The following is a 20,156-nucleotide window of genomic DNA, read 5'->3' on the forward strand; positions in this document are numbered from 1 at the left end:
TAGTCACCGAACCCGCGCGCCGCGTCGCGCCCCATCAAGGAAGCCAGCCCATGCGCTCCGCCGTCATCGTCTCCACCGCCCGCACGCCGATCGGCCGCGCCTATCGTGGCGCCTTCAACAACACGACGCCGCAGGCGTTGGCCGGCCATGCGATCGACCATGCCGTCAAGCGCGCCGGCATCGACGGCGCCGAAGTGGAAGACGTGGTGTTCGGCGCCGCGCTTCAGCAGGGGCATCAGGCGGGCAATATCGCGCGCCAGGCGGCGCTGCGCGCCGGCCTGCCGATCACCGTGTCGGGCATGTCGCTCGACCGCCAGTGCGCCAGCGGCCTGATGGCGATCGCCACCGCGGCCAAGCAGATCGTGATCGACGGCATGGATGTCGCGATCGGCGGCGGCGTCGAAAGCATCAGCATGGTGCAGACCCCGCAGATGCGCGTCGCCCCCGACAAGCAGCTGCTCGCCATGCACAACGACATCTACATGCCGATGCTGCAGACCGCCGAAACGGTCGCCAAGCGCTACGGCATCGGCCGCGAGGCGCAGGACGCCTACGGCCTCCAGTCGCAGCAGCGCACTGCCGCGGCGCAGGCGGCGGGCAAGTTCGATGACGAGATCGTGCCGATGGCGGCGACGATGAACGTCGTCGATAAGGTGACGAAGGAGGTCAGCACCAAGGACGTCACGCTGTCGAAGGACGAGGGCAATCGCGCCGACACGACGCTGGAAGGCTTGCAGGCGTTGCAGCCGGTCGTCGGGCCGGACGGCGTCATTACCGCGGGCAATGCCAGCCAGCTGTCGGACGGCGCCTCGGCATCGGTGTTGATGGAGGAAAAGGTCGCGGCCGCGAAGGGGCTGACCCCGCTCGGTCGCTACGTCGGCATGGCGGTGGCGGGCACCAAGCCCGACGAAATGGGCATCGGCCCGGTCTTCGCGATCCCCAAGCTGCTCGAAAAGAACGGCCTGACGATGAAGGACATCGGCCTGTGGGAACTGAACGAGGCGTTTGCCGTCCAGGTCCTCTACTGCCGCGACACGCTCGGCATTCCCGACGAATTGCTCAATGTGAACGGCGGCGCCATCTCGATTGGACATCCCTACGGCATGTCCGGCGCCCGCATGACCGGTCACGCCCTGATCGAGGGCAAGCGGCGCGGCGCCAAGTACGTCGTCGTCACGATGTGCGTCGGCGGCGGCATGGGCGCGGCGGGGCTGTTCGAGGTCCTGTAAGTTGAAAGTTAGGCCCGGGAAGGGTATATAGGTTTTGGCGAAGTCATAGGCGCCCTCTGTATGAGCCCCGGTCGCTGCTACGACCGGGGCTCAAATCGTTTGGGGCTCAGGCTGCTACCCGAGCCCCGCCCGGCACCTTACTTGGTACGCGCCACTTCGATGATCTTCAGGACCAAGGTCCCGAAGGCGAAGAGTACGCCCAAGATCAGGCACAGATCGGCGAGCGTCATAGGCCCACTCCTCTGTTGCGACGGCAGGATTGCCGCCGCCGACGATCGTGGCCGATGCGGTCTTTCCGCGCAACCAACCCCCGGTGCGCTCGTTCTTCCGGCCGAACCCCCGGTACAGGAGACGATGCATGGCCGATCAAGACAGCCCGCAGGAAGTGGCCGCCAAGTTCCTCGACAAGCTGAAGTCCAGCCCGTTCGTGATGATCGGCCTGATGGACGGCGAGCATTCGGAGCCGATGACCGCGCAGATCGACGACGATCAGCCCAATACGCTGTTCTTCTTCGCCGGCCGCGACAACCGCATTGCCAAGGGCGGCGACGCCATGGCGCAGTTCGTCGGCAAGGGGCACGACTTCTTCGCGTGCCTGGCGGGCACCGTCAGCCGTGACGACGATCGCACGCAGATCGACAAGCTCTGGAATAATCAGGTCGAAGCCTGGTTCCCGGGCGGCAAGGAAGACCCCAATCTCACGCTGCTGCGTTTCGACATCGACAGCGCCGAGCTGTGGGAAACCGATATCTCGATCGGCGGCCGGCTGAAAATGCTGTTCGGCGGCACGATCCGCAGCGACGAATCGAGCAGCCACGCCGTGGTCGACTCGGTCGCCTGAGGCGTCCGGCCTTATAAACGACGATAGGGGCGGTTCCGACCGGAGCCGCCCCTTCGCGTATCCGGCGCGTCAGGCGTGCGCCGCCATCCATTCCTCGACGATCGGCGCCACCTTGTTGCGCCAGCGCGAGCCGTTGAAGATGCCGTAATGGCCCGCACCCTCGGCCATGTAATAGCGCTTCTGATCGGCTGGCAGGTTGATGGCGAGCGTCAGCGCCGCCTTGGTCTGTCCGAGCCCAGAAATGTCGTCGCGCTCGCCCTCGATCGCCAGCACCGCGACATCGGTGATCGCGCCCGGATCGACGCGGCGCCCGCGATGCAGCATCTCGCCACGAGGCAGGGCATGCGTCTGGAAGACGAGATCGACCGTCTGCAAATAGAATTCCGCCGTCATGTCGCAGACCGCGCGATATTCCTCATAGAAGTTCTTGGTAGCCTGCGCGCTTTCGCCGTCGCCCTGGACCAGATGCTTGAACATCTCCCAATGGCTCATCATGTGGTTGCCGAGGTTCATCGACATGAAGCCGGCGAGTTGCAGGAAGCCGGGATACACCTTCCGCCCCGCGCCCGGATACATCATCGGCACGGTGACGACGACATTCTGTTCGAACCAGGCGTGTGGGCGTTCGGTGGCCAGCGTATTGACCGCGGTCGGCGCCTCGCGCGTGTCGATCGGCCCGCCCATCATCGTCAGCGTCTTCGGCCGGCAGGGGTGCTTGTCCGCGCTCATCAGCGCGACCGCGGCATAGCAGGGCACCGACGGCTGGCAGACCGCCAGCATATGCGTGCCGCCCTGGCCCTCGTTCGGCCCGATCGCTTCCAGGAAGGCGATCAGATAGTCGATATAATCGTCGAGGTCGAAATGGCCGTCCTTCAACGGCACCAGCTTCGCATCGCGCCAGTCGGTGATGTAGACGTCCGCGCTCGGCAGCATGCGTTCCACCGTGCCGCGCAGCAGCGTCGCGTAATGGCCCGACATCGGTGCGACGATCAGCAGCTTCGGCCCGCCTTCCACGCCATCGCGGCGGAAGCGCTTGAGCTGCCCGAACGGCTTTTGCAGCACGATCTCCTCATGCACCGCCACCTCCTGGCCATCGATGACGGTGTGATCGAGGCCGAAGGCCGGCTTGCCGCGCGTCGCGGAGGCATGGGCGAACACCTCCAGCGCGGAACTGACCAGCTGGCCGCCGCCGACATAGGACCAAGGGTTGGCCGGATTGCGCATCCAGTCCGCGCCGAAGGTCGCCATGGCGCTGGCCCCGGCCAGCATCGAGCGCTGCATTTCATAGGCGTCGTAGAGCATGATCGTGTCTTAGCCTGTATTGGTTGCCGTATACGTAACGGCATTCGCGCTTGCCGCAATCGTCTGAACGCCCGAGACGCGCGATAAGCGCCAGACCGAGTACGCGCCGGCGGCGTTGAGCCGTGTGCCCCCTGCTGCTAGGCGCGAGCGATGGCGCGTTCCCCCGTTTCCCCCACTCCCGCCGCCGGCAAGGGCCGGCTCGGCGACCTTCGCCTCGTGTGGGAGATCGCGCTGCGCTATCCCCGCCACATCGCCATCGCGCTGGCCGCGCTCGCCACCACCTCGGCGGCGACGATCGGCATTCCCTATGGTTTCAAGCGGGTGATCGACCGCGGCTTCGTCGCGGGCGGGCAGGGGACGGTGGATGCCTCCTTCCACTATCTGCTCATGATTGTCGCGGTGCTGGCGATTGCGACGGCGATCCGCTTCTACCACGTGTCGTGGCTGGGCGAGCGCGTCGTCGCCGACCTGCGGCTGAAGGTGCAGGCGCACCTGCTGGCGCTGACGCCGCGCTTCTTCGAGGAAAACCGCCCGTCGGAAATCGCCTCGCGGCTCACGTCCGATACGACGCTGATCGAGACGGTCGTCGGCACTACCGTGTCGATCGCGCTGCGCAACACCGCCACGGGCATCGGCGGCATGGTCTACCTGTTCGTGTTGTCGCCCAAGCTCGCCGGGATGCTGCTGCTCGGCATCCCCCTGGTCGTGCTGCCCATCACCATCTTCGGTCGCCGCATCCGCGCGCATTCGCGCACCTCGCAGGATCGGATCGCCGATGTCGGCGCGTTGGTGACCGAGACGCTGGGCGCGATGAAGATCGTGCAGGCATTCGGTCAGGAATCGCGCGAGGCGGCGCGCTTCGGCGCGGCGGTGGACGCGACCTTCGCCGCCGCGAAGCGCCGCATCGCGCTGCGCGCCGTGATGACCGCGATCATGATCGGCCTCGTCTTCGGGTCGATCGTGCTGGTCGTGTGGGAAGGCGTCGCCGACGTCACCGCCGGGCGCCTGTCGGGCGGCGGCATGTTCGCCTTCGTCGTGACGGGCGGCATCGTCGCGGGCGCGTTCGGCGCGCTGACCGAAGTCTATGGCGACCTGCTGCGCGGCGCGGGCGCGGCAAGCCGCATTGCCGAACTGCTGCGCGAGACGCCCGAGATCGCCCGACCCGCCGCACCGATCCCCTTGCCCGTGCCGGTCGCGGGCGCGCTCGCGTTCGAAGGCGTGCGCTTCCATTATCCCACCCGTCCCGATGCGGCGGCGATCGACGACCTGACGCTCACCATCCGCCCGGGCGAAACGGTGGCGGTGGTCGGCCCCTCGGGAGCGGGCAAGTCAACGCTGTTCCAGCTCGCCGAACGCTTCTACGATCCCGCCGCGGGTCGCGTGCTGCTCGACGGCGTCGATTTGCGCGAAGCCGATCCCGCCGCAGTGCGTGCGCAGATGGCGATGGTGCCGCAGGATGCGGTGATCTTCGGCGCCAGCGCGCGCGACAATCTGCGCTATGGCCGGTGGGAGGCGAGCGACGACGAGCTGTGGGCCGCGGCGGAGGCGGCCAATGCCGCCGAATTCCTGCGAACCCTGCCGCAGGGTCTTGATACGCATCTGGGCGAGGGCGGCGCGCGCCTGTCGGGTGGCCAGCGCCAGCGTGTGACGATCGCCCGTGCGCTGCTGCGCGACGCGCCGATCCTGCTGCTTGACGAGGCGACCAGCGCGCTCGACGCCGCCAGCGAACGGCTGGTGCAGCAGGCGCTCGAACGGCTGATGCAGAACCGCACGACGGTGGTCATCGCACACCGGCTTGCGACGGTCCGCGCCGCGCAGCGCATCGTGGTGATGGACCAGGGCCGCATCGTCGAGGACGGCACCCACGCCAGCCTGATCGAACGCGGCGGCCTGTACGCGCGACTCGCCCGGCTGCAGTTCAACGAAGCGGCGTAAGGGGCCAATCGCCCCACACTCCTCCGTCATTCCCGCGAAGGCGGGAATCCAGACGCGCAGGTCCTGCTCGAGCCGCACCGGTAGCGGTTCTGGATTCCCGCCTTCGCGGGAATGACGGCGTGGGATGAAGCGGAACACCACCCCTTCGTCATCCCGGCGAACGCCGGGATCCATGGACGCTCGAAGCCAGCGATGGTGCGTACGCCATCAGCCATACCGAAACCATGAATCCCGGCATACACCGGCATGACGGGGAGAAGGCAGGCCTTGCCCCCACCGCCCTCAAAGCGCATGACGTTTGCGTAAAGCAAACGGGAGAGGGCAATGCGCGACTTCGACATCATCGTCTACGGCGCCACCGGCTTCACCGGGCGTCTCGTCGCCGAATATCTCAGCCAGCAGGGCGTCACCCGCTGGGCGATGGCGGGACGCAGCCGCACCAAGCTGGAGGAGGTGCGTGACCTCATCGGCGCGCCGGCCGATACGCCGCTGGTCGTCGCCGATGCCGACGATCCCGCCTCGCTGAAGGCGATGGCCGAATCGACGCAGGTCGTGCTGACCACCGTCGGCCCGTACCAGCTCTACGGCGCACCGCTGATCGCCGCCTGCGTCGCCGCCGGCACCGCTTATGTCGACCTGTGCGGCGAGCCGGCGTGGATGCGCCACATGATCGACGCGCATCATGCCGAGGCGCAGCGCACCGGCGCGCGCATCGTCTTTTCCTGCGGCTTCGATTCGATCCCTTTCGACCTCGGCGTGCTGACATTGCAAGAATGCGCACGCGCCAAATACGGCATGCCCGCGCCGCGGGTGAAGGGCCGGGTGCGCGCGATGAAGGGCGGCTTTTCGGGTGGCACCGCCGCCAGCCTGAAGGCGACGCTCGCCGCGGCGGCACGCGACCCCTCGATCGTCGGGCTGCTCGCCAGCCCGTTCGCGCTGACGCCCGGCTTCAGCGGCCCCCATCAGCCGACCGGCATGCTCCCCGAATTCGACGCGACGCTCAACACCTGGGTCGCGCCGTTCATCATGGCGGCGATCAACACCAAGAACGTCCACCGCACCAACTATCTGCTCGGCCACCGCTACGGCACCGACTTCGTCTATGACGAGATGATGGTTGCCGGGCTGGGCGACATGGGCAAGGCCGCCGCCGAAGCGATCGCCAAGCTCAATCCGCTCGCCGGCGACAAGGGCCCCAAGCCCGGCGAAGGCCCCAGCAAGGAGGAGCGCGACAGCGGCCATTACGACCTGCTGTTCGTCGGCCTGATGCCCGATGGCGCGCGCTTCGATGCGGTGGTGACCGGTGACCGCGACCCCGGTTACGGTTCGACCAGCAAGATGATCGCCGAAACCGCGCGCTGCCTGATCGAAACGGAGGGGGCGGGCGGCATCTGGACGCCGGGCGCGCTGCTCGGCACCGGATTGCGCGATCGCTTGCAGGACAAAGCGGGGCTGACCTTTACCGCGGGCTAGGCTGCGGTTGACGCGGCATTAAGCACTGTGGGTGCAAGGGCTTGGGCCATGCGGATTCTCCATGTCCTCGACCACGGACTGCCCCTGCAAAGCGGCTATACGTTCCGCACGCGCGCGATCCTGAAGGCGCAGGAGGCGCGCGGTTGGCACGTCGCCGCCGTCACCGGCCCGCGGCATGGCCTGGCGCCGGACGCGGTCGAATCGGTCGATGGCCTGACCTTTTATCGCACCCAGGCGACGCGAAAGGGCGGCGTGCTGGGGGAGGTCGGCGGCCTCGCCGCCTTTGCCCGGCGGATCGACGCGGCCGTCGACGCCTTTCGCCCCGACATCCTCCACGCCCATTCGCCCGTGCTCGATGCGATCGCGGCGTTGCGCGTCGCGCGCACGCGGCGCCTGCCGCTGGTCTACGAAATTCGCGCCTTTTGGGAGGATGCGGCGGTCGGCAACGGCACGGGCACCGAAGGGTCGGCCAAATATCGCGTCACCCGCGCGATGGAGAGCTGGGCGGTGCGGCGCGCCGATGCGGTGGCGGTGATCTGCGAGGGCCTGCGCGGCGACCTGATCGCGCGTGGCGTGGCGGCGGACAAGATCGTCGTGTCGCCCAATGGCGTCGACCTGACGCTCTTCGGCGAACCGGTCGCGCGCAATACCGCGCTCGCCGCATCGTTGGGGCTCGACGATGCCGAGACGATCGGCTTCATCGGCAGCTTTTACGATTATGAGGGGCTGGACGATCTGATCGCCGCCATGCCCGCGCTGGTCACGGCCCGGCCCAAAGCGCGGCTGCTGCTAGTCGGCGGCGGGCCGATGGAGGCGGCGTTGCGCGCGCAGGCGGCGGCATCCCCGGCGGCGGACGCGATCCGCTTCGTCGGCCGCGTGGCGCATACCGAGGTGGAACGCTATTACGCGCTCGTCGACGTGCTCGCTTACCCGCGCAAGCGCATGCGCCTCACCGACCTCGTCACACCGCTCAAACCCCTGGAGGCGATGGCGCAGGGCAAATTGGTCGCCGCCTCCGACGTCGGCGGCCATCGCGAACTGATCCGCGACGGCGACACCGGCACGCTCTTCGCCCCGGACGATCCCGCCGCCATCGCGATGGCGCTCGCCGGCCTGCTCGCCGACCGCAGCGGCTGGGATGCGCGCCGCGCCCGTGGGCGCGCGTTCGTCGAGGCGGAGCGTAACTGGTCGTCAAACATTCGTCGTTACGATCCCGTTTACCAGCGGCTCACGTCGGCCGCGCTGATGGACACAGCATGCCAGCATTCCCCGGCCAGCCTATGACCCAGACCATGCCGTCGCGCGCCGCGATGATGCGCTGGATCGCCCCGGTGGGTGGCGCAGTGGCGGCGCTGGCCGTCGTCCTGCTGTTCGTTGCCTTACCCGCCACCGTGCTGGAGGATTGGGTATGGCGCAGCGGCCTGCCGTCGCTGATCGGCGCGGCGGAACCGCCCTTGGGCACGACCGCGCGCACCGTGCTGGCGCTGGCCGGCGGGGCGCTGGCCGGTGCGGTCACCTGGTCGGCGCTGTTCCTGCTGTTTGGCCCGGGGGGCCTGCTCGCCCCGCGCGCCGCCTCCAGCGATGGCGTCCCCGTCCTGCGCCGCGCCGACGCGCACCCTGACGCGCCTGCGCGCCGCCCGCTATCAGCCGCGGATCTGGAGGATGACGACGACACGATGTTTGCGCGCCCCGTTACCAGCGCGCCACCCCCACCACCGCCGGTCGAGCAGCCGATTCCGGCGGACCTTGACCTGCCGCTCGCCGCCTTCCACCCCGGTGCGCTGCCCCCCGTGCCGCTGACGCCGGTGCGCCCCGTGCCGCCGCTGCGCGTGCCCGCCAAGCCGGCCGCCGAAGAGCCTGCCGCCCCCGCCGCCCCGCCGACGATCGAATCGCTGATCGATCGGCTGGAGCGTGTCACGCGCCGCCGTCCGAAGCGGTGAGGTCCACGCCGCCAGACACACTTTAGAATATCGGGTATCGCTTTTGGGGTTATCGGGCCCCGGAACCTCTGTTAGCCTTCGAAAAAATCGAAGGAGAGGTCGATGGCTGGTCCCACCGCGTCCGGGGACGTGGCGGCGCAGGCGCCCGCGCCGCGCTATGCCTGGTATGTGCTGGGCATCCTGTTCGTCGTCTACGTCCTCAACTTCGTCGACCGGCAGGTGATCTCGATCCTGGCCGAAGACATCAAGCGCGACCTCAATCTGAAGGACGAGGACCTCGGCTTCCTCTACGGCACCGCCTTCGGTGTGTTCTACGCGCTGTTCGGCATCCCGCTCGGCCGCCTCGCGGACAGCTGGCACCGCGTGCGGCTGATGACCGTCGGCCTCGCGCTCTGGTCGACCATGACCGCATTGTCCGGCTTTTCACGCACCGGTGGCCAACTCGCCGCGGCGCGCATCGGCGTCGGGATCGGCGAGGCGACCGCGAGTCCCGCCGCCTATTCGCTGATTTCGGACTATTTCCCCAAGCGGCTGCGCGCGACGGCCTTGTCGATCTATTCGGCGGGCCTGTACGTCGGGGGCGGGGTATCCCTGTTCATCGGCGGCTTGATCGTCCAGGGCTGGAACCGCGCCTATCCCGACGGCGGGTCTTTCGGTCTCGTCGGGTGGCAGGCGGCGTTCCTCGCGGTCGGCATCCCCGGCCTCATCGTCGCGCTATGGGTCGCGACGATCCGCGAACCGATCCGCGGGCTGGTCGAGGGGCTGCCCGAACCGGACAAGCATCCCGCCCCCTTCCGCGCCTTCTTCCAGGAGCTGCTCACGATCATCCCGCCGCTCACGCTGATCGGTGCGGCGCGCGGCGGCACGCGGGCATTGCTCATCAACCTCACCGGCCTTGCCGCGGTGGTGGCGGTCGTCGCCTTCCTGATCGGCATCGGCGAACCCAAGCCGCAGTGGCTGGCGATCGGCATCGGCGTCTATGCGGTCTTCTCCTGGGCCTGCGCGCTTAAGCGCCGCGATCCCGCCACCTTCGCGCTGATTGTCGGCACGCCGGCCTTCCTCTGCACCGTCGTCGCCTACGGCCTGAACTCGTTCCTCAGCTACGCTGCCAGCTTCTGGGCCGCGCCCTACGTGTTGCGCACATTGGGCGAGACACCGGCGCGGGCCGGCCTGTTGCTCGGCAGCAGCGGCGCGCTCGCCGGGTTTCTAGGGCTGACCATCGGCGGCATCGTCGCCGACCGTCTGCGCCGCACGGACCCCGCCGGGCGGCTGATCGTCGTGATCTTCGGCGCGACGGTGCCGATCCCGTTCCTGATCGGTGCCTTCACCGCGTCGAGCGTCTGGGTCTTCTATCCCTGCCTGTTCCTGTCGGGCCTCACTGCCAGCGGCGCTTTGGGGTCGGCGGCGGCGACGACGCAGGATCTGGTGCTGCCCCGCATGCGCGGCACCGCGACCGCGACCTTCTTCATCGGCACGACGCTGATGGGCCTCGCGATGGGGCCGTATCTGGCGGGCCGCATCTCGACTCTGTCGGGCAGCCTGTCGGTCGGCATGCTGTCGCTGCTCGCGATCATGCCGGTGACGCTGACCTGCGCGATCGCCGCCTATCGCCTCGTCCCCGCCGCCGAGGCGTCACGCGAAGCGCGCGCGCGGGCGGCGGGGGAGCCGATCTGATCGCCTAGCGCGACCGCTCCTCGCGCAACCGCGTGGCGACCTTCACCGCCGACGCGCGCGCATAGGCGCGGCAGGCGCCGGGCGCGGTGCGGAAGCGATCGGTCGCGTCGTCCTGATCGGCGTGCGCAGTGATCAGCAGGTCGCACGGCAGCGCCGCCATCGCCGCCTGACCCCGGCGAAACGCAGCGAGCACCGGCCGCGCGGCGGGCGCGCTGAACCGATAGCCGGGCGCGGACACGGGGTTGAGACTGCTCGCGAAGACGATGGCCTTGCACGTCCGCACCTCGCACGCGCGCCAGCTCCAGCTCATGCTGCCCATCGTGTGCCCCGGCGTCGCCCGCGCGGTGACGACCGTATCGCCCAGCCGCAGCGTCTCGCCATCGCGGATCGTGCGCACCGCCGGCACCGCCGGAAAGCGACTGTCATAGCCGCGCTGCGGATCGTCGGCGGCCAGCCGCCCCGAGCGCAGCCCCTCCGCCCCGCGTACGCTGGCGACCACCGTCGCGCCGGTATCGCGCACCAGTGCGGCGAGGCCACCGGCATGGTCGAAATGCGGTTCGGTGCTGAGGATGTAGCGGATGCGCCGCGGGTCCAACCCCAGCTTGCGGATGTTGGCGAGGATCGCAGGCTCGGCCTGCGGCAATGCCCCGTCGATCAGGATCAGGCCGTCGCCGGTGTCGATCAGCGCGACGCTGAGCCCACCGAAGCCCACAAGATAGGTCTTGCCGAACACCCGCACCGGCGGGGCGGGGCGCAGCCAGTCCTTCGCCTGTTCGACCGCGATCGGACGGGTCAGCGGATCGTCCGCGGTTGGGGAAACGGCGGCAAGCATGGCTGCAGACAGGGTAATGAGCATCGGCGGATCTCCTTCGCTGCGCAGAATGCCTCGGTGCAGACACCGCCGACAAAGCATCTTCTCTCGACACAGGCATGAACTCCCCTCATGCCTAGGCGCATGGATCGCGCCCAATTGCCCCTCAATGCGCTGCGTGCCTTCGAAGCGGCGGCGCGGCATCTCAACTTCACCCGCGCGGCGATCGAACTGTGCGTCAGCCAGGGCGCGGTCAGCCATCAGGTCGCGCAGCTCGAACGCCGGCTGGGCACGCGGCTGTTCCACCGGTTGCCGCGCGGGCTCGCGCTGACCGACGACGGCCATGCCTTGGTGCCGGTACTCGCCGAAACGTTCGACCGGATCGGTGCGACGCTGGACGGCTATGCCGACGGCCGCTTCCGTCACCCGCTGCACGTCGGCGTGGTCGGCACCTTCGCGACGGGCTGGCTGATCGAGCGGATCGACGATTTCGACGCGACGCATCCGCACATCGACCTGCACCTCGCGATCAATAACAATCGCGTCGATCTGGCAGGTGAGGGGCTGGATTACGCGATCCGCTTCGGTGACGGCGCATGGCACGGTACGGCGGCGGAGGCGGTTCTCGACGCGCCGCTGACCCCGCTGTGCGCGCCCGCGGTCGCGGCGCGACTGACCGCCCCGGCCGATCTGGCGCGCGAACGGCTGCTGCGCTCCTACCGCCCCAGCGAATGGAGCCTGTGGTTCGCCGCCGCCGGGGCTGACGCACCACCCTTGCGCGGGCCGATGTTCGACAGTTCGGCGCTGATGGCGGGCGCGGCGGCGGCGGGCCAGGGCGTCGCGCTCGCCCCGCGCGCGATGTGCCTGCGCGATCTCGCCAGCGAACGACTGGTCCAGCCCTTCGCCATCGAGGTCGACGCCGGCCGCTACTGGCTGACCCGCCTGCTGTCGCGCAAGGAAAGCCCGGCGATGCAGGCGTTCCGCCGCTGGCTGCTCGATCAGTCCGCCGCCTTCAGGTCGTCGTCGGACGGTTCGTAGCCCAGGATGTCGCCCGGCTCGCACTCCAGATAGCGGCAGATCGCGGCGAGCGTGCCGAAACGCACACCCTTCACCCGACCCGATTTCAGCAGCGACAGGTTCGATTCGGTGATGCCGATCGCCTCGGCAAGCTCCTTCGACCGCACCTTGCGGCGTGCAAGCATGACGTCGAGGTTGACGATGACCGGCATCAGACGAAATCGTCCAGATCGCGCTGCGCCTGCAACCCCGATTCGAGCGCCCAGACCGCGGCATAGGCGGCAAGGCCGAGCAGCAGTGGCATCGCCATCGCGTTGAAATCGAGGGCGATCAGCCAATGCGGTCCCCAGGAGGTGCCGCGATAGAGCAGCATCTGGCGCAGGCTGTCCGACAGCGGCTGCGCGATCGCCCAGAGGATCGCGGCGATCGTCGCGCGCCGCAGCCACGGCAACGCCTGCGCGAAGGCATCGCGGGGCGGCCCTCCCAGTCGGCGCAGCGCGATTCCGGCCGCGACGAGCAGGACGACCAGCGGCCCGACGTCGATCGCTTCGATCCCGGCAAGGCCGAGGCGAACCAGCGGCCGCTGCACATAGACCTTGAGGTGCTGGATATCGGCGGGCGCGGCGCGCAGCTTTTCGGCATCCTGCTCGTCGAACAGCGTGACGGGGTCGGAGGACCAAGTGCAGCCCTGGTCGCCGCAATGCGATCGGGGCGCTGGCCACAGGCCGGCGAGCGGGATCGTCGCCGCGACGAGCGCCGCGATCAGCAGGAACAGCAGGCCGGCGATACGGCAGCGCCGGGCTTTGCGTGCGATTCGGGTACGGGGGGCGAGCGGCGGGCGCATCAGACGAAATCGTCCAGATCGCGTTGTGCGCGCAACCCCGCTTCGATTGCCCAGATTGCGCAATAGGCGGCGATGGCGAGCAGCAGGCCGGTCGCGATGTCGGCGAGGTAAATGTTCGTGTACAGGGTCGGTCCGGCCGGCGTGCCCGGCGACAGCCACGATTCGAGCGCGGTCTGATACACCGCATGGGCGAGCGTCCAGACGATGGCGGCGATCGAGGCGCGGCGCAGCCACGGCAATGCCCGCTGCAACGGATCGGCACCGCGTCCACCGAGGCGGCGGAGGGCCACGCCGACGCTGAACAGCAACGCGGCAAAGGGCAAAGCGTTGATCGCCTCGATCCCCGCAAGGCCCCAGCGCACCCGGCCCTGCGCGGCAAAGGCGTTCAACGCCTTCAGCGCGGCGGGCGACGCCTCCACGCGCAGTCGCTCGTCGCTGTCGATCAGCGTCACCGGCCGCGCCTCCCACACGCAGCCGTAGCCGCCGCCGCATCCCGGCGACGCGCCCGGGGTCAGCCCGGCAAAGACGATCACCGGCAGCATCACCGCGGCGCCGATCAGAAACACCAGCCCCGCAAGCCGACACAGCCACGCCTTGCGCGGCGGCAGCCAATATCCGTCTCTCATCATATTCTTTCTGTTTGACAGAAATTTCTTGGCTTCATACACCAAAGACGTCGGCTGGTCGACAGCCGTGGAAGGGGATACACGTCATGAAGACCGGGTTGATGCGCCTGTTGGGTGCCACGATGCTGCTTGGCCCGACGCCGGCGATGGCGCAGGATTTGGTGACACATGCGCCCGAAGTGGCGATCGGCGTGCTGCGGCACGGCGCGAACTTCCATCCGTTGGGCAGCCAGCTGACCTTCCCGACACTGCCGCCGGGGCAGGTGTATGAGGGCATGGAAGAGGACGGCACCACCGACGTCCAGCTGGTCTATCGTACCAAGATGCTGCCGATCCGCTGGGCATTGAAACCGCGGCTGACGGCGAAGGTGCAGGTCAGCACCGCGGGTAAGACGAGCTTCGCCAGCCTCGGCGCGGAATGGCGGCAGCATGCCTTCAAGGGCCGCGTCTATGCGCAGGTCGGCATCGGCGTGACGATCCACGACGGCTATCGCTATTTGCCGAACCCCTTCCTGCCCGGCCTGGACAGTGCCGAGGCCTGGCGTCGCTACGAAATCTACCAGACCCGCACCGGCTTCGGATCGCGCGTGCTGTTCAACCCCAATGCTTCGATCGGCGTGCGGATCGATCGCCGCTGGGCGGTCGAGGCGACCTGGGAGCATTTCAGCCACCGCCAGCTGTTCTCGGACGTCAATCCGGGCATCGACAATGTCGGCATTCGGCTGGTGCGGGCGCTGGGGCGGTGATCGTCGTGGCGCTGTTACTGGCGGCGCAGGCGGTGACGCCCGTCGCGGAGCCGTCGGCAGAGGATATCGTCGTCGTGGCGCGACGACGCGCGGCGAGACGGCTGCGGATCGTGACCAAGACCGATCGCCGCACTGGCGACCTACGCTGCGTCTTCAAACGGCGCAGCGGCGATGCCGCACTGGATGCGGGGATGTGCGCAGGCCTGCTCGCCTGCGCGCCGATGTCGCGGACCAGCGCCCAGGTGACGGCGTGCATGACGCCGGTCTGGAAGCGGCTGATCGATGGCGAGGCAGCGCCTGCGGGGTGATGCGCAGGCCTGTCGTTTTGCCCCCCGTCACCCCGGACTCGGTCCGGGGTCCACCAGGCCACGGGGGGACGGCAAGAGCCTCTCATCATCCCCCTCGCTGCAGAGTGGACCCCGGACCAAGTCCGGGGTGACGGCGTGAATGGGGCCATGGTCGCCTTCCACCTCTCATCGTCATTCCCGCGAAGGCGGGACTCCAGACGCGCTACCGTCACGCCTCCGGCCGGCACGTCAGAGGGTATGGATTCCCGCCTTCGCGGGCATGACGGACCGGAGGTGGCAAGCCTCCCCGCGCGCCGTCCGATCGCGCCCCTCAACGAACCGACGGTGGACGCCTCGAACCCGGGTTCTCTCCCCCCCGTCTTTCGGCTACGCGCTCTTCCATGGGCACGACGATCCGTTGCGACCTGGCGATCGTCGGGGGTGGGCTGGCCGGCGGCCTGATCGCGCTGGCGGTGAAGGCGCGCGCGCCCTCATGCGACGTGCGCATCGTCGAGAGCGGCACGACGCTGGGCGGCGAGCACGTCTGGTCGTTCTTCGGCAGTGATGTCGCCCAGGCCCATCGCGGGCTGGTGCAGGACATGGTGGTGCATGGCTGGCGCGGCTATGACGTCGTCTTCCCCAACCTGACGCGCGATGTCGACGCGACTTATTATTCGATCACCAGCGAACGGTTCGATGCCGTGCTGCGCGCCAAGCTGCCGCCGCAGGCGATCATGACCGGCCGGCGCGTGCTGGCGCTGTCGGCGACCGCCGTGGTGCTGGGCGACGGCGACCGGATCGAGGCGGGCGGCGTCATCGATTGCCGCGGCCCCGGCGACCTCGATACGCTGGAGCTCGGCTGGCAGAAGTTCGTCGGCCACGAACTGGCGCTGCCGACGCCGCACGGCATCGAGCGGCCGCGGGTGATGGACGCGACCGTCGACCAGATCGACGGCTATCGCTTCGTCTATTGCCTGCCCTTCGCGCCCGACCGGATGTTCGTCGAGGACACCTATTACAGCGACACGCCCGGCCTCGACCTGCCCGCGATCCGCGCGCGCATAGCCGATTATGCACAGGCACGGGGGTGGGCGGGCGCACAGGTCGTGCGGCGCGAGGCGGGGTCGCTGCCGATCACCTTGGGTGGCGATTTCGACGCCTATTGGCGCTCGACCGGCAAGGGGATCGCCAAGGCGGGCATGCGCGCCGGCCTGTTCCAGCCCGCGACCGGCTATTCGCTGCCCGACGCGGTGCGCTTCGCCATCGCGCTGGCGGACAGCGGCGACTGGTCCGGCGTGAGCCTCGCCACCTTCGCCTATGATCACGCGCGCGAGCACTGGCGGCGCGGCGCATTCTACCGCATGCTCAACACGATGATGTTCCGCGCGGGCGATCCGGCGGAACGCTGGCGCATCATCGAACGCTTCTACCGTCTGGACCCGGCGCTCATCACCCGTTTCTATGCGGGGCGGTCGAGCATCGGGGACAAGGCTCGCATCGTAACAGGGAAACCGCCGGTGCCGGTCGGTCGCGCGCTGCACGCGCTGCGGACGACGGCATGGCGGTAGGACAGGGATAGAAGACATGAAGTCGGCGATCGTCATCGGATCGGGATTCGGCGGGCTGGCGCTGGCGATCCGGCTGCAATCGGCGGGCGTCGCGACGACGATCGTCGAAGCGCGCGACCGGCCGGGCGGCCGGGCCTATTATTGGGAAAAGGACGGCTTCACCTTCGACGCCGGCCCGACCGTCATCACCGATCCGGCCTGCCTGCAGGAATTGTGGGCGCTGACCGGGGCCGACATGGCGCGCGACGTCACGCTGGAGCCGGTGACCCCCTTCTACCGCCTGAACTGGCCCGACGGCACGAACTTCGATTACACCAATGACGAAGCGGCGTTGCAGCGCGAGATCGGCAAGCTCGATCCCGCCGACATCGCCGGCTACCACCGCTTCCTCGAATATGCCGAGGGCGTGTACCACGAAGGCTATGAAAAGCTCGGCCACGTCGCCTTCCTCGACTTCGCGTCGATGGTGAAGGCGGCGCCCGCGCTGGCGAAATACCAGGCGTGGCGCTCGGTCTATTCGATCGTGTCCAAGTTCGTGAAGAACGAGAAACTGCGCGAGGCGCTGTCGTTCCACACCTTGCTGGTCGGTGGCAATCCGATGACGACCAGCGCCATCTACGCGCTGATCCACAAGCTGGAGCGCGACGGCGGCGTGTGGTTCGCGCGCGGCGGCACCAACCGGCTGGTCGCCGGCATGGTCGCGCATTTCGAGCGGATCGGCGGCACGTTGCGCCTCGGCGATCCCGTCACCGCGATCGAGACGTTAGGCGACCGGGTGACCGGCGTCACCACGCAAAGCGGCTGGACGATGCAGGCCGATGCCGTCGCCGCGAACAGCGACATCATGCACACCTATCGCGACCTGCTGAAGACGTCGCGCAGCGGCCAGCGCACCAAGGCGGCGCTCGAAAAGAAGCGCTATTCACCGTCGCTCTTCGTCGTCCACTTCGGCATTAAGGGCGCGTGGCCCGGCATCCCGCACCACATGATCCTGTTCGGCCCGCGCTATAAGGGGCTGCTCGAGGACATTTACGACCACGGCGTGCTCGCCCAGGATTTCTCGCTCTACCTCCACCATCCGACCGTCACGGATCCGAGCCTCGCGCCGGAGGGGCACTCGACCTTCTATGCGCTCGCCCCCGTGCCGCACATGGGCAAGTTCCCGGTCGACTGGAACGAGATCGGCCCGATCCTCGAAAAGCGCATTCTTGACGAGGTCGGCCGCCGCCTGATCCCCGATATCCACGATCGGATCGTGACCAAGTTCAGCTACGCGCCGAGCGACTTCGCCGCCGACCTCAACGCGCATCTGGGCAGCGCCTTCAGCCTCGAACCGATCCTGACGCAGAGCGCCTATTTCCGCGTCCACAACCGCGACGACCATATCCCGAACCTGTATTTCGTGGGCGCCGGCACGCACCCGGGCGCGGGTATTCCGGGCGTGGTCGGCAGCGCCAAGGCCACCGCGGCGCTGATGCTGTCGGGGCGGTGAGCCTTCCTTCGTCATCCCGGCGCACGCCGGGATCCATGGATAGGGGCGACAAGCGGATTCGCGCGATACGCCTTTCGCCGGGCCCATGGATCCCGGCATGCGCCGGGATGACGAAAGGAGACGCGAGAGGGCCTCTGCCCCAATTCGTCCGTCATCGTCATTCCCGCGGAGGCGGGAATCCAGACGCGCGACGGGTAGCGATTGCGCCGAAGCGGCAGAGGTTCTGGATTCCCGCCTGCGCGGGAATGACGAAATGGATGGGGTGGACGTCCACACTGCTTCTCGCCCTCTCCCTCACCGCCTGCGGTGGCCGCGCGGTCACCGACGTTCCAGTCAAGATCGGCCGCCCCTACACCGTCCGCGGCGTTACCTACGTTCCCGCCCCCGCGCCCGGATATGACGCGCTCGGGTACGCCGGCTGGTACGGCGGCGAATCGGGTAACGTCACCGCGCGCGGCGAGCGGTTCCGCGCGAAGGCGATCAGCGGCGCGCATACGACGCTGCCGCTGCCGAGCTACGTCGAGGTGACGGCGCTCGATACCGGCCGCACCATCCTGCTGCGCATCAACGATCGCGGCCCCTTCGTGCGCGGGCGGATCATCGACCTGTCGCGCGGGGCGGCCGATCTGCTCGGCATCCGGGCGAGCGGCACTGCGGCGGTGCGCGTCCGGCTGGTCGACCCGCCCGAACGCGACCGCGCCCGGCTGCGCGCCGGCAAGCCCGCCAGCCCACGCCCGGATGCGTCGCCCGACACGCTCGCCACGCTCCGCCAGCGCTGGATGGAAACGCGCTGAGCTTGCCGCTGCGCCCGCATCGGCGTAGCGGCAGCGCCATGAAACGTCTCGCTATCTACTGCGGCTCGGCGACGCCTGCCGATCCCGTCTATATCGAATCCGCCCGCGCCATCGGGCGTACGCTGGCCGAGCGCGGCATCGGCGTCGTCTATGGCGGCGGCCGGCTGGGGCTGATGGGCGCGATCGCCGATAGCGCGCTCAGTGCGGGCGGCGAGGTGATCGGTGTGATCCCGCAGGCGCTGGTCGATGCCGAGGTCGCGCACCGCGGCCTCACCGAACTGCACGTCGTCAGCGGCATGCACGCGCGCAAGGCGGCCTTCACCGACCTTGCCGACGGCTTCGTCACCATCCCCGGCGGCACCGGTACGATGGATGAATTGTGGGAAGCGCTGAGCTGGGCACAGCTTGGCTATCACGCCGATCCGGTCGGCCTGCTCAACGTCGCGGGCTATTACGATCACCTGATCGCCTTCTGGGAAAAGTCGGCCGAAGTCGGCTTCCTGCGCCCGCAGCACCGCGACCTGCTGATCGTCGACACGACGCTGGACGGCCTGCTCGACAAGATGGCGGCGCACGTGCCGACGCAGCCGATCGTACGGATGAAGACGTCTGACCTCTGAGGCGCAGCCCAGCCGCGACGCCATCGTCGCGACCGCGCACGAATCGATCGCGAAGGGGTCGAAAAGCTTCGCGGCGGCGAGCCTGTTGTTCGATCAGGCGACGCGCGAACGGGCGTGGCTGCTCTATGCCTGGTGCCGCGCGTGCGACGATATCGCCGACGGGCAGGATCATGGCCACGACCTGCGTCCGGTCGAGGATGCGCCGCGCCGGGTCGCCGAGATGGCGGCGCTCACCGACGCGGCGCTGGCCGGCGAGGTGGTGGGGGTGCCCGCCTTCGACGCCTTGCGCATCGTCGCCGCCGAAACGCGCCTGCCGCGCCGCTTCGCGCACGATCTGATCCAGGGGTTCCGCCTCGACGGCGACGGCTGGCGGCCGCAGACCGAGGACGATTTGCTCACCTATTGCTACCATGTCGCCGGCGTTGTCGGGTGCATGATGGCGGTCATCATGGGCGTCGATCCGGGCGACGACGCCGTGCTGGACCGTGCCTGCGACCTGGGCCTAGCCTTCCAGCTCGCAAATATCGCCCGCGACATCGACGAAGATGCGCGCGGCGGGCGCTGCTATCTGCCGTCCGACTGGCTGGCGGAAAAGGGGATCGCCCCCGACGCCATCCTTGCGCCCGAACACCGCCCGGTGCTGGCCGAGCTGGCGCGCCGCCTGACGGACCGCGCCGCGGCGTTCGAAGCGAGCGCCCGCGTCGGCACGCGCGCGCTGTCGTTCCGATCGGCTTGGGCGGTGCTGGCGGCGGCGCGCATCTATGGCACGATCGGCCGCAAGGTCGCCGCGCTTGGCCCGGCGGCGTGGGACGTGCGCGTGACGACGTCGAAGGGCGAAAAGATCGCCTTCATCGTCCAGTCGGCGATCGAGGCGCGCGGCCGGCACGATATCCTCGACACGCCCCGCACCGGGCTATGGACCCGCCCGCGCTAGACGGGGCAATGGTCGTCATCCCA

At 68.7% G+C, this 20,156-nt stretch carries 20 protein-coding genes; 15 read left to right on the plus strand and 5 right to left on the minus strand.

The genetic code is table 11. The features are described from left to right. The first annotated feature begins 50 nt into the window (after positions 1-50). Both A7E77_RS09335 and A7E77_RS09340 read left to right on the plus strand, forming a co-directional pair. Positions 51-1,229: an acetyl-CoA C-acyltransferase gene (locus A7E77_RS09335; protein ID WP_063687455.1), complete on the plus strand. Its 1,179-nt coding sequence runs from the start codon at positions 51-53 to the stop codon at positions 1,227-1,229. 358 nt (positions 1,230-1,587) lie between these two features. Then, positions 1,588-2,070 carry a pyridoxamine 5'-phosphate oxidase family protein gene (locus A7E77_RS09340; RefSeq protein WP_063687457.1) on the plus strand — a complete coding sequence of 161 codons (483 nt, stop codon included), beginning with the start codon at positions 1,588-1,590 and terminating at the stop codon, positions 2,068-2,070. A gap of 69 nt (positions 2,071-2,139) precedes the next feature. Here the strand turns inward: A7E77_RS09340 and A7E77_RS09345 are convergent, their stop codons facing one another. Next, complete coding sequence (locus A7E77_RS09345; RefSeq protein ID WP_063687459.1) at positions 2,140-3,372, minus strand: polyhydroxyalkanoate depolymerase; 1,233 nt, start codon at positions 3,370-3,372, stop codon at positions 2,140-2,142. Between the two features lie 150 nt (positions 3,373-3,522). On the opposite strand from A7E77_RS09345, the gene A7E77_RS09350 reads away from it, so the two are divergent. From A7E77_RS09350 to A7E77_RS09370, 5 genes are all read left to right on the plus strand, one after another. Beyond that, positions 3,523-5,307: an ABC transporter transmembrane domain-containing protein gene (locus A7E77_RS09350; protein ID WP_063687461.1), complete on the plus strand. Its 1,785-nt coding sequence runs from the start codon at positions 3,523-3,525 to the stop codon at positions 5,305-5,307. 324 nt (positions 5,308-5,631) lie between these two features. Next, on the plus strand, positions 5,632-6,780 hold the full coding sequence (locus tag A7E77_RS09355) for a saccharopine dehydrogenase family protein (RefSeq protein ID WP_017977492.1): 1,149 nt from the start codon (positions 5,632-5,634) through the stop codon (positions 6,778-6,780). A 48-nt stretch (positions 6,781-6,828) separates the two neighbouring features. Then, complete coding sequence (locus A7E77_RS09360) at positions 6,829-8,064, plus strand: TIGR04063 family PEP-CTERM/XrtA system glycosyltransferase (RefSeq protein ID WP_063687463.1); 1,236 nt, start codon at positions 6,829-6,831, stop codon at positions 8,062-8,064. Positions 8,065-8,072: 8 nt separating this feature from the next. Further along, positions 8,073-8,720, plus strand: a complete 648-nt coding sequence (locus tag A7E77_RS09365) for a hypothetical protein (RefSeq protein ID WP_226341699.1) — start codon at positions 8,073-8,075, stop codon at positions 8,718-8,720. Positions 8,721-8,822: 102 nt separating this feature from the next. Next, positions 8,823-10,394: a spinster family MFS transporter gene (locus tag A7E77_RS09370; protein WP_063687467.1), complete on the plus strand. Its 1,572-nt coding sequence runs from the start codon at positions 8,823-8,825 to the stop codon at positions 10,392-10,394. A gap of 4 nt (positions 10,395-10,398) precedes the next feature. Here the strand turns inward: A7E77_RS09370 and bla are convergent, their stop codons facing one another. Further along, positions 10,399-11,250: a subclass B3 metallo-beta-lactamase gene (gene bla / locus A7E77_RS09375; protein WP_063687469.1), complete on the minus strand. Its 852-nt coding sequence runs from the start codon at positions 11,248-11,250 to the stop codon at positions 10,399-10,401. Between the two features lie 99 nt (positions 11,251-11,349). Here bla and A7E77_RS09380 point away from each other — a divergent pair, with 99 nt between their 5' ends. Then, on the plus strand, positions 11,350-12,243 hold the full coding sequence (locus A7E77_RS09380; protein ID WP_063687471.1) for a LysR family transcriptional regulator: 894 nt from the start codon (positions 11,350-11,352) through the stop codon (positions 12,241-12,243). On the opposite strand, the gene A7E77_RS09385 is transcribed toward A7E77_RS09380, so the two are convergent. The 3 genes from A7E77_RS09385 to A7E77_RS09395 are packed head-to-tail and all read right to left on the minus strand — an operon-like array spanning position 12,204 to position 13,695. After that, positions 12,204-12,434 (minus strand): helix-turn-helix domain-containing protein, encoded by a 231-nt coding sequence (locus tag A7E77_RS09385; RefSeq protein WP_017977498.1) that lies wholly within the window; start codon positions 12,432-12,434, stop codon positions 12,204-12,206. The genes A7E77_RS09380 and A7E77_RS09385 overlap by 40 nt on opposite strands. Then, positions 12,434-13,066: a hypothetical protein gene (locus A7E77_RS09390; RefSeq protein WP_063687473.1), complete on the minus strand. Its 633-nt coding sequence runs from the start codon at positions 13,064-13,066 to the stop codon at positions 12,434-12,436. Before A7E77_RS09390 ends, A7E77_RS09385 begins: the two co-directional genes overlap by 1 nt. Beyond that, a complete protein-coding gene (locus A7E77_RS09395; protein ID WP_063687475.1) occupies positions 13,066-13,695 on the minus strand; it encodes a hypothetical protein in 630 nt (209 codons plus the stop codon). Before A7E77_RS09395 ends, A7E77_RS09390 begins: the two co-directional genes overlap by 1 nt. Before the next feature lie 83 nt (positions 13,696-13,778). Between A7E77_RS09395 and A7E77_RS09400 the strand changes: the two genes are divergently transcribed. The 7 genes from A7E77_RS09400 to A7E77_RS09430 all read left to right on the plus strand — a co-directional run bounded on the left by A7E77_RS09400 (position 13,779) and on the right by A7E77_RS09430 (position 20,133). Next, positions 13,779-14,438, plus strand: coding sequence for an acyloxyacyl hydrolase (locus A7E77_RS09400; RefSeq protein WP_063687477.1), 660 nt, complete (start codon positions 13,779-13,781; stop codon positions 14,436-14,438). A 5-nt stretch (positions 14,439-14,443) separates the two neighbouring features. Further along, positions 14,444-14,746 (plus strand): hypothetical protein, encoded by a 303-nt coding sequence (locus A7E77_RS09405; protein ID WP_226341700.1) that lies wholly within the window; start codon positions 14,444-14,446, stop codon positions 14,744-14,746. 380 nt (positions 14,747-15,126) lie between these two features. Beyond that, positions 15,127-16,293, plus strand: coding sequence for a lycopene beta-cyclase CrtY (gene crtY / locus A7E77_RS09410; protein WP_063687481.1), 1,167 nt, complete (start codon positions 15,127-15,129; stop codon positions 16,291-16,293). A gap of 16 nt (positions 16,294-16,309) precedes the next feature. Further along, on the plus strand, positions 16,310-17,785 hold the full coding sequence (locus tag A7E77_RS09415) for a phytoene desaturase (RefSeq protein WP_063687483.1): 1,476 nt from the start codon (positions 16,310-16,312) through the stop codon (positions 17,783-17,785). A gap of 257 nt (positions 17,786-18,042) precedes the next feature. Beyond that, a complete protein-coding gene (locus A7E77_RS09420; RefSeq protein ID WP_063689847.1) occupies positions 18,043-18,579 on the plus strand; it encodes a septal ring lytic transglycosylase RlpA family protein in 537 nt (178 codons plus the stop codon). 38 nt (positions 18,580-18,617) lie between these two features. Beyond that, positions 18,618-19,199, plus strand: a complete 582-nt coding sequence (locus tag A7E77_RS09425; protein WP_043060303.1) for a TIGR00730 family Rossman fold protein — start codon at positions 18,618-18,620, stop codon at positions 19,197-19,199. Further along, entirely contained in the window at positions 19,189-20,133 is a 945-nt protein-coding gene (locus A7E77_RS09430; RefSeq protein ID WP_063687485.1) for a phytoene/squalene synthase family protein, read from the plus strand. Before A7E77_RS09425 ends, A7E77_RS09430 begins: the two co-directional genes overlap by 11 nt. Positions 20,134-20,156: the final 23 nt, after the last annotated feature.

Source organism: Sphingomonas sp. NIC1, assembly GCF_001638925.1.
GTDB lineage: Bacteria > Pseudomonadota > Alphaproteobacteria > Sphingomonadales > Sphingomonadaceae > Sphingomonas > Sphingomonas aquatilis.

Excerpts from the sequence above, each read along its gene's own strand:
- A7E77_RS09385 (WP_017977498.1), bottom strand. The coding sequence starts at position 12,434 with ATGCCGGTCATCGTCAACCTCGACGTCATGCTTGCACGCCGCAAGGTG.
- A7E77_RS09400 (WP_063687477.1), top strand. The coding sequence starts at position 13,779 with ATGAAGACCGGGTTGATGCGCCTGTTGGGTGCCACGATGCTGCTTGGC.
- A7E77_RS09345 (WP_063687459.1), bottom strand. The coding sequence starts at position 3,372 with ATGCTCTACGACGCCTATGAAATGCAGCGCTCGATGCTGGCCGGGGCC.
- A7E77_RS09425 (WP_043060303.1), top strand. The coding sequence starts at position 18,618 with ATGAAACGTCTCGCTATCTACTGCGGCTCGGCGACGCCTGCCGATCCC.
- A7E77_RS09390 (WP_063687473.1), bottom strand. The coding sequence starts at position 13,066 with ATGCGCCCGCCGCTCGCCCCCCGTACCCGAATCGCACGCAAAGCCCGG.
- A7E77_RS09370 (WP_063687467.1), top strand. The coding sequence starts at position 8,823 with ATGGCTGGTCCCACCGCGTCCGGGGACGTGGCGGCGCAGGCGCCCGCG.
- A7E77_RS09360 (WP_063687463.1), top strand. The coding sequence starts at position 6,829 with ATGCGGATTCTCCATGTCCTCGACCACGGACTGCCCCTGCAAAGCGGC.
- crtY (WP_063687481.1), top strand. The coding sequence starts at position 15,127 with ATGGGCACGACGATCCGTTGCGACCTGGCGATCGTCGGGGGTGGGCTG.
- A7E77_RS09355 (WP_017977492.1), top strand. The coding sequence starts at position 5,632 with ATGCGCGACTTCGACATCATCGTCTACGGCGCCACCGGCTTCACCGGG.
- bla (WP_063687469.1), bottom strand. The coding sequence starts at position 11,250 with ATGCTCATTACCCTGTCTGCAGCCATGCTTGCCGCCGTTTCCCCAACC.
- A7E77_RS09350 (WP_063687461.1), top strand. The coding sequence starts at position 3,523 with ATGGCGCGTTCCCCCGTTTCCCCCACTCCCGCCGCCGGCAAGGGCCGG.
- A7E77_RS09415 (WP_063687483.1), top strand. The coding sequence starts at position 16,310 with ATGAAGTCGGCGATCGTCATCGGATCGGGATTCGGCGGGCTGGCGCTG.
- A7E77_RS09365 (WP_226341699.1), top strand. The coding sequence starts at position 8,073 with ATGCCGTCGCGCGCCGCGATGATGCGCTGGATCGCCCCGGTGGGTGGC.
- A7E77_RS09395 (WP_063687475.1), bottom strand. The coding sequence starts at position 13,695 with ATGATGAGAGACGGATATTGGCTGCCGCCGCGCAAGGCGTGGCTGTGT.
- A7E77_RS09340 (WP_063687457.1), top strand. The coding sequence starts at position 1,588 with ATGGCCGATCAAGACAGCCCGCAGGAAGTGGCCGCCAAGTTCCTCGAC.
- A7E77_RS09380 (WP_063687471.1), top strand. The coding sequence starts at position 11,350 with ATGGATCGCGCCCAATTGCCCCTCAATGCGCTGCGTGCCTTCGAAGCG.
- A7E77_RS09420 (WP_063689847.1), top strand. The coding sequence starts at position 18,043 with ATGGGGTGGACGTCCACACTGCTTCTCGCCCTCTCCCTCACCGCCTGC.
- A7E77_RS09335 (WP_063687455.1), top strand. The coding sequence starts at position 51 with ATGCGCTCCGCCGTCATCGTCTCCACCGCCCGCACGCCGATCGGCCGC.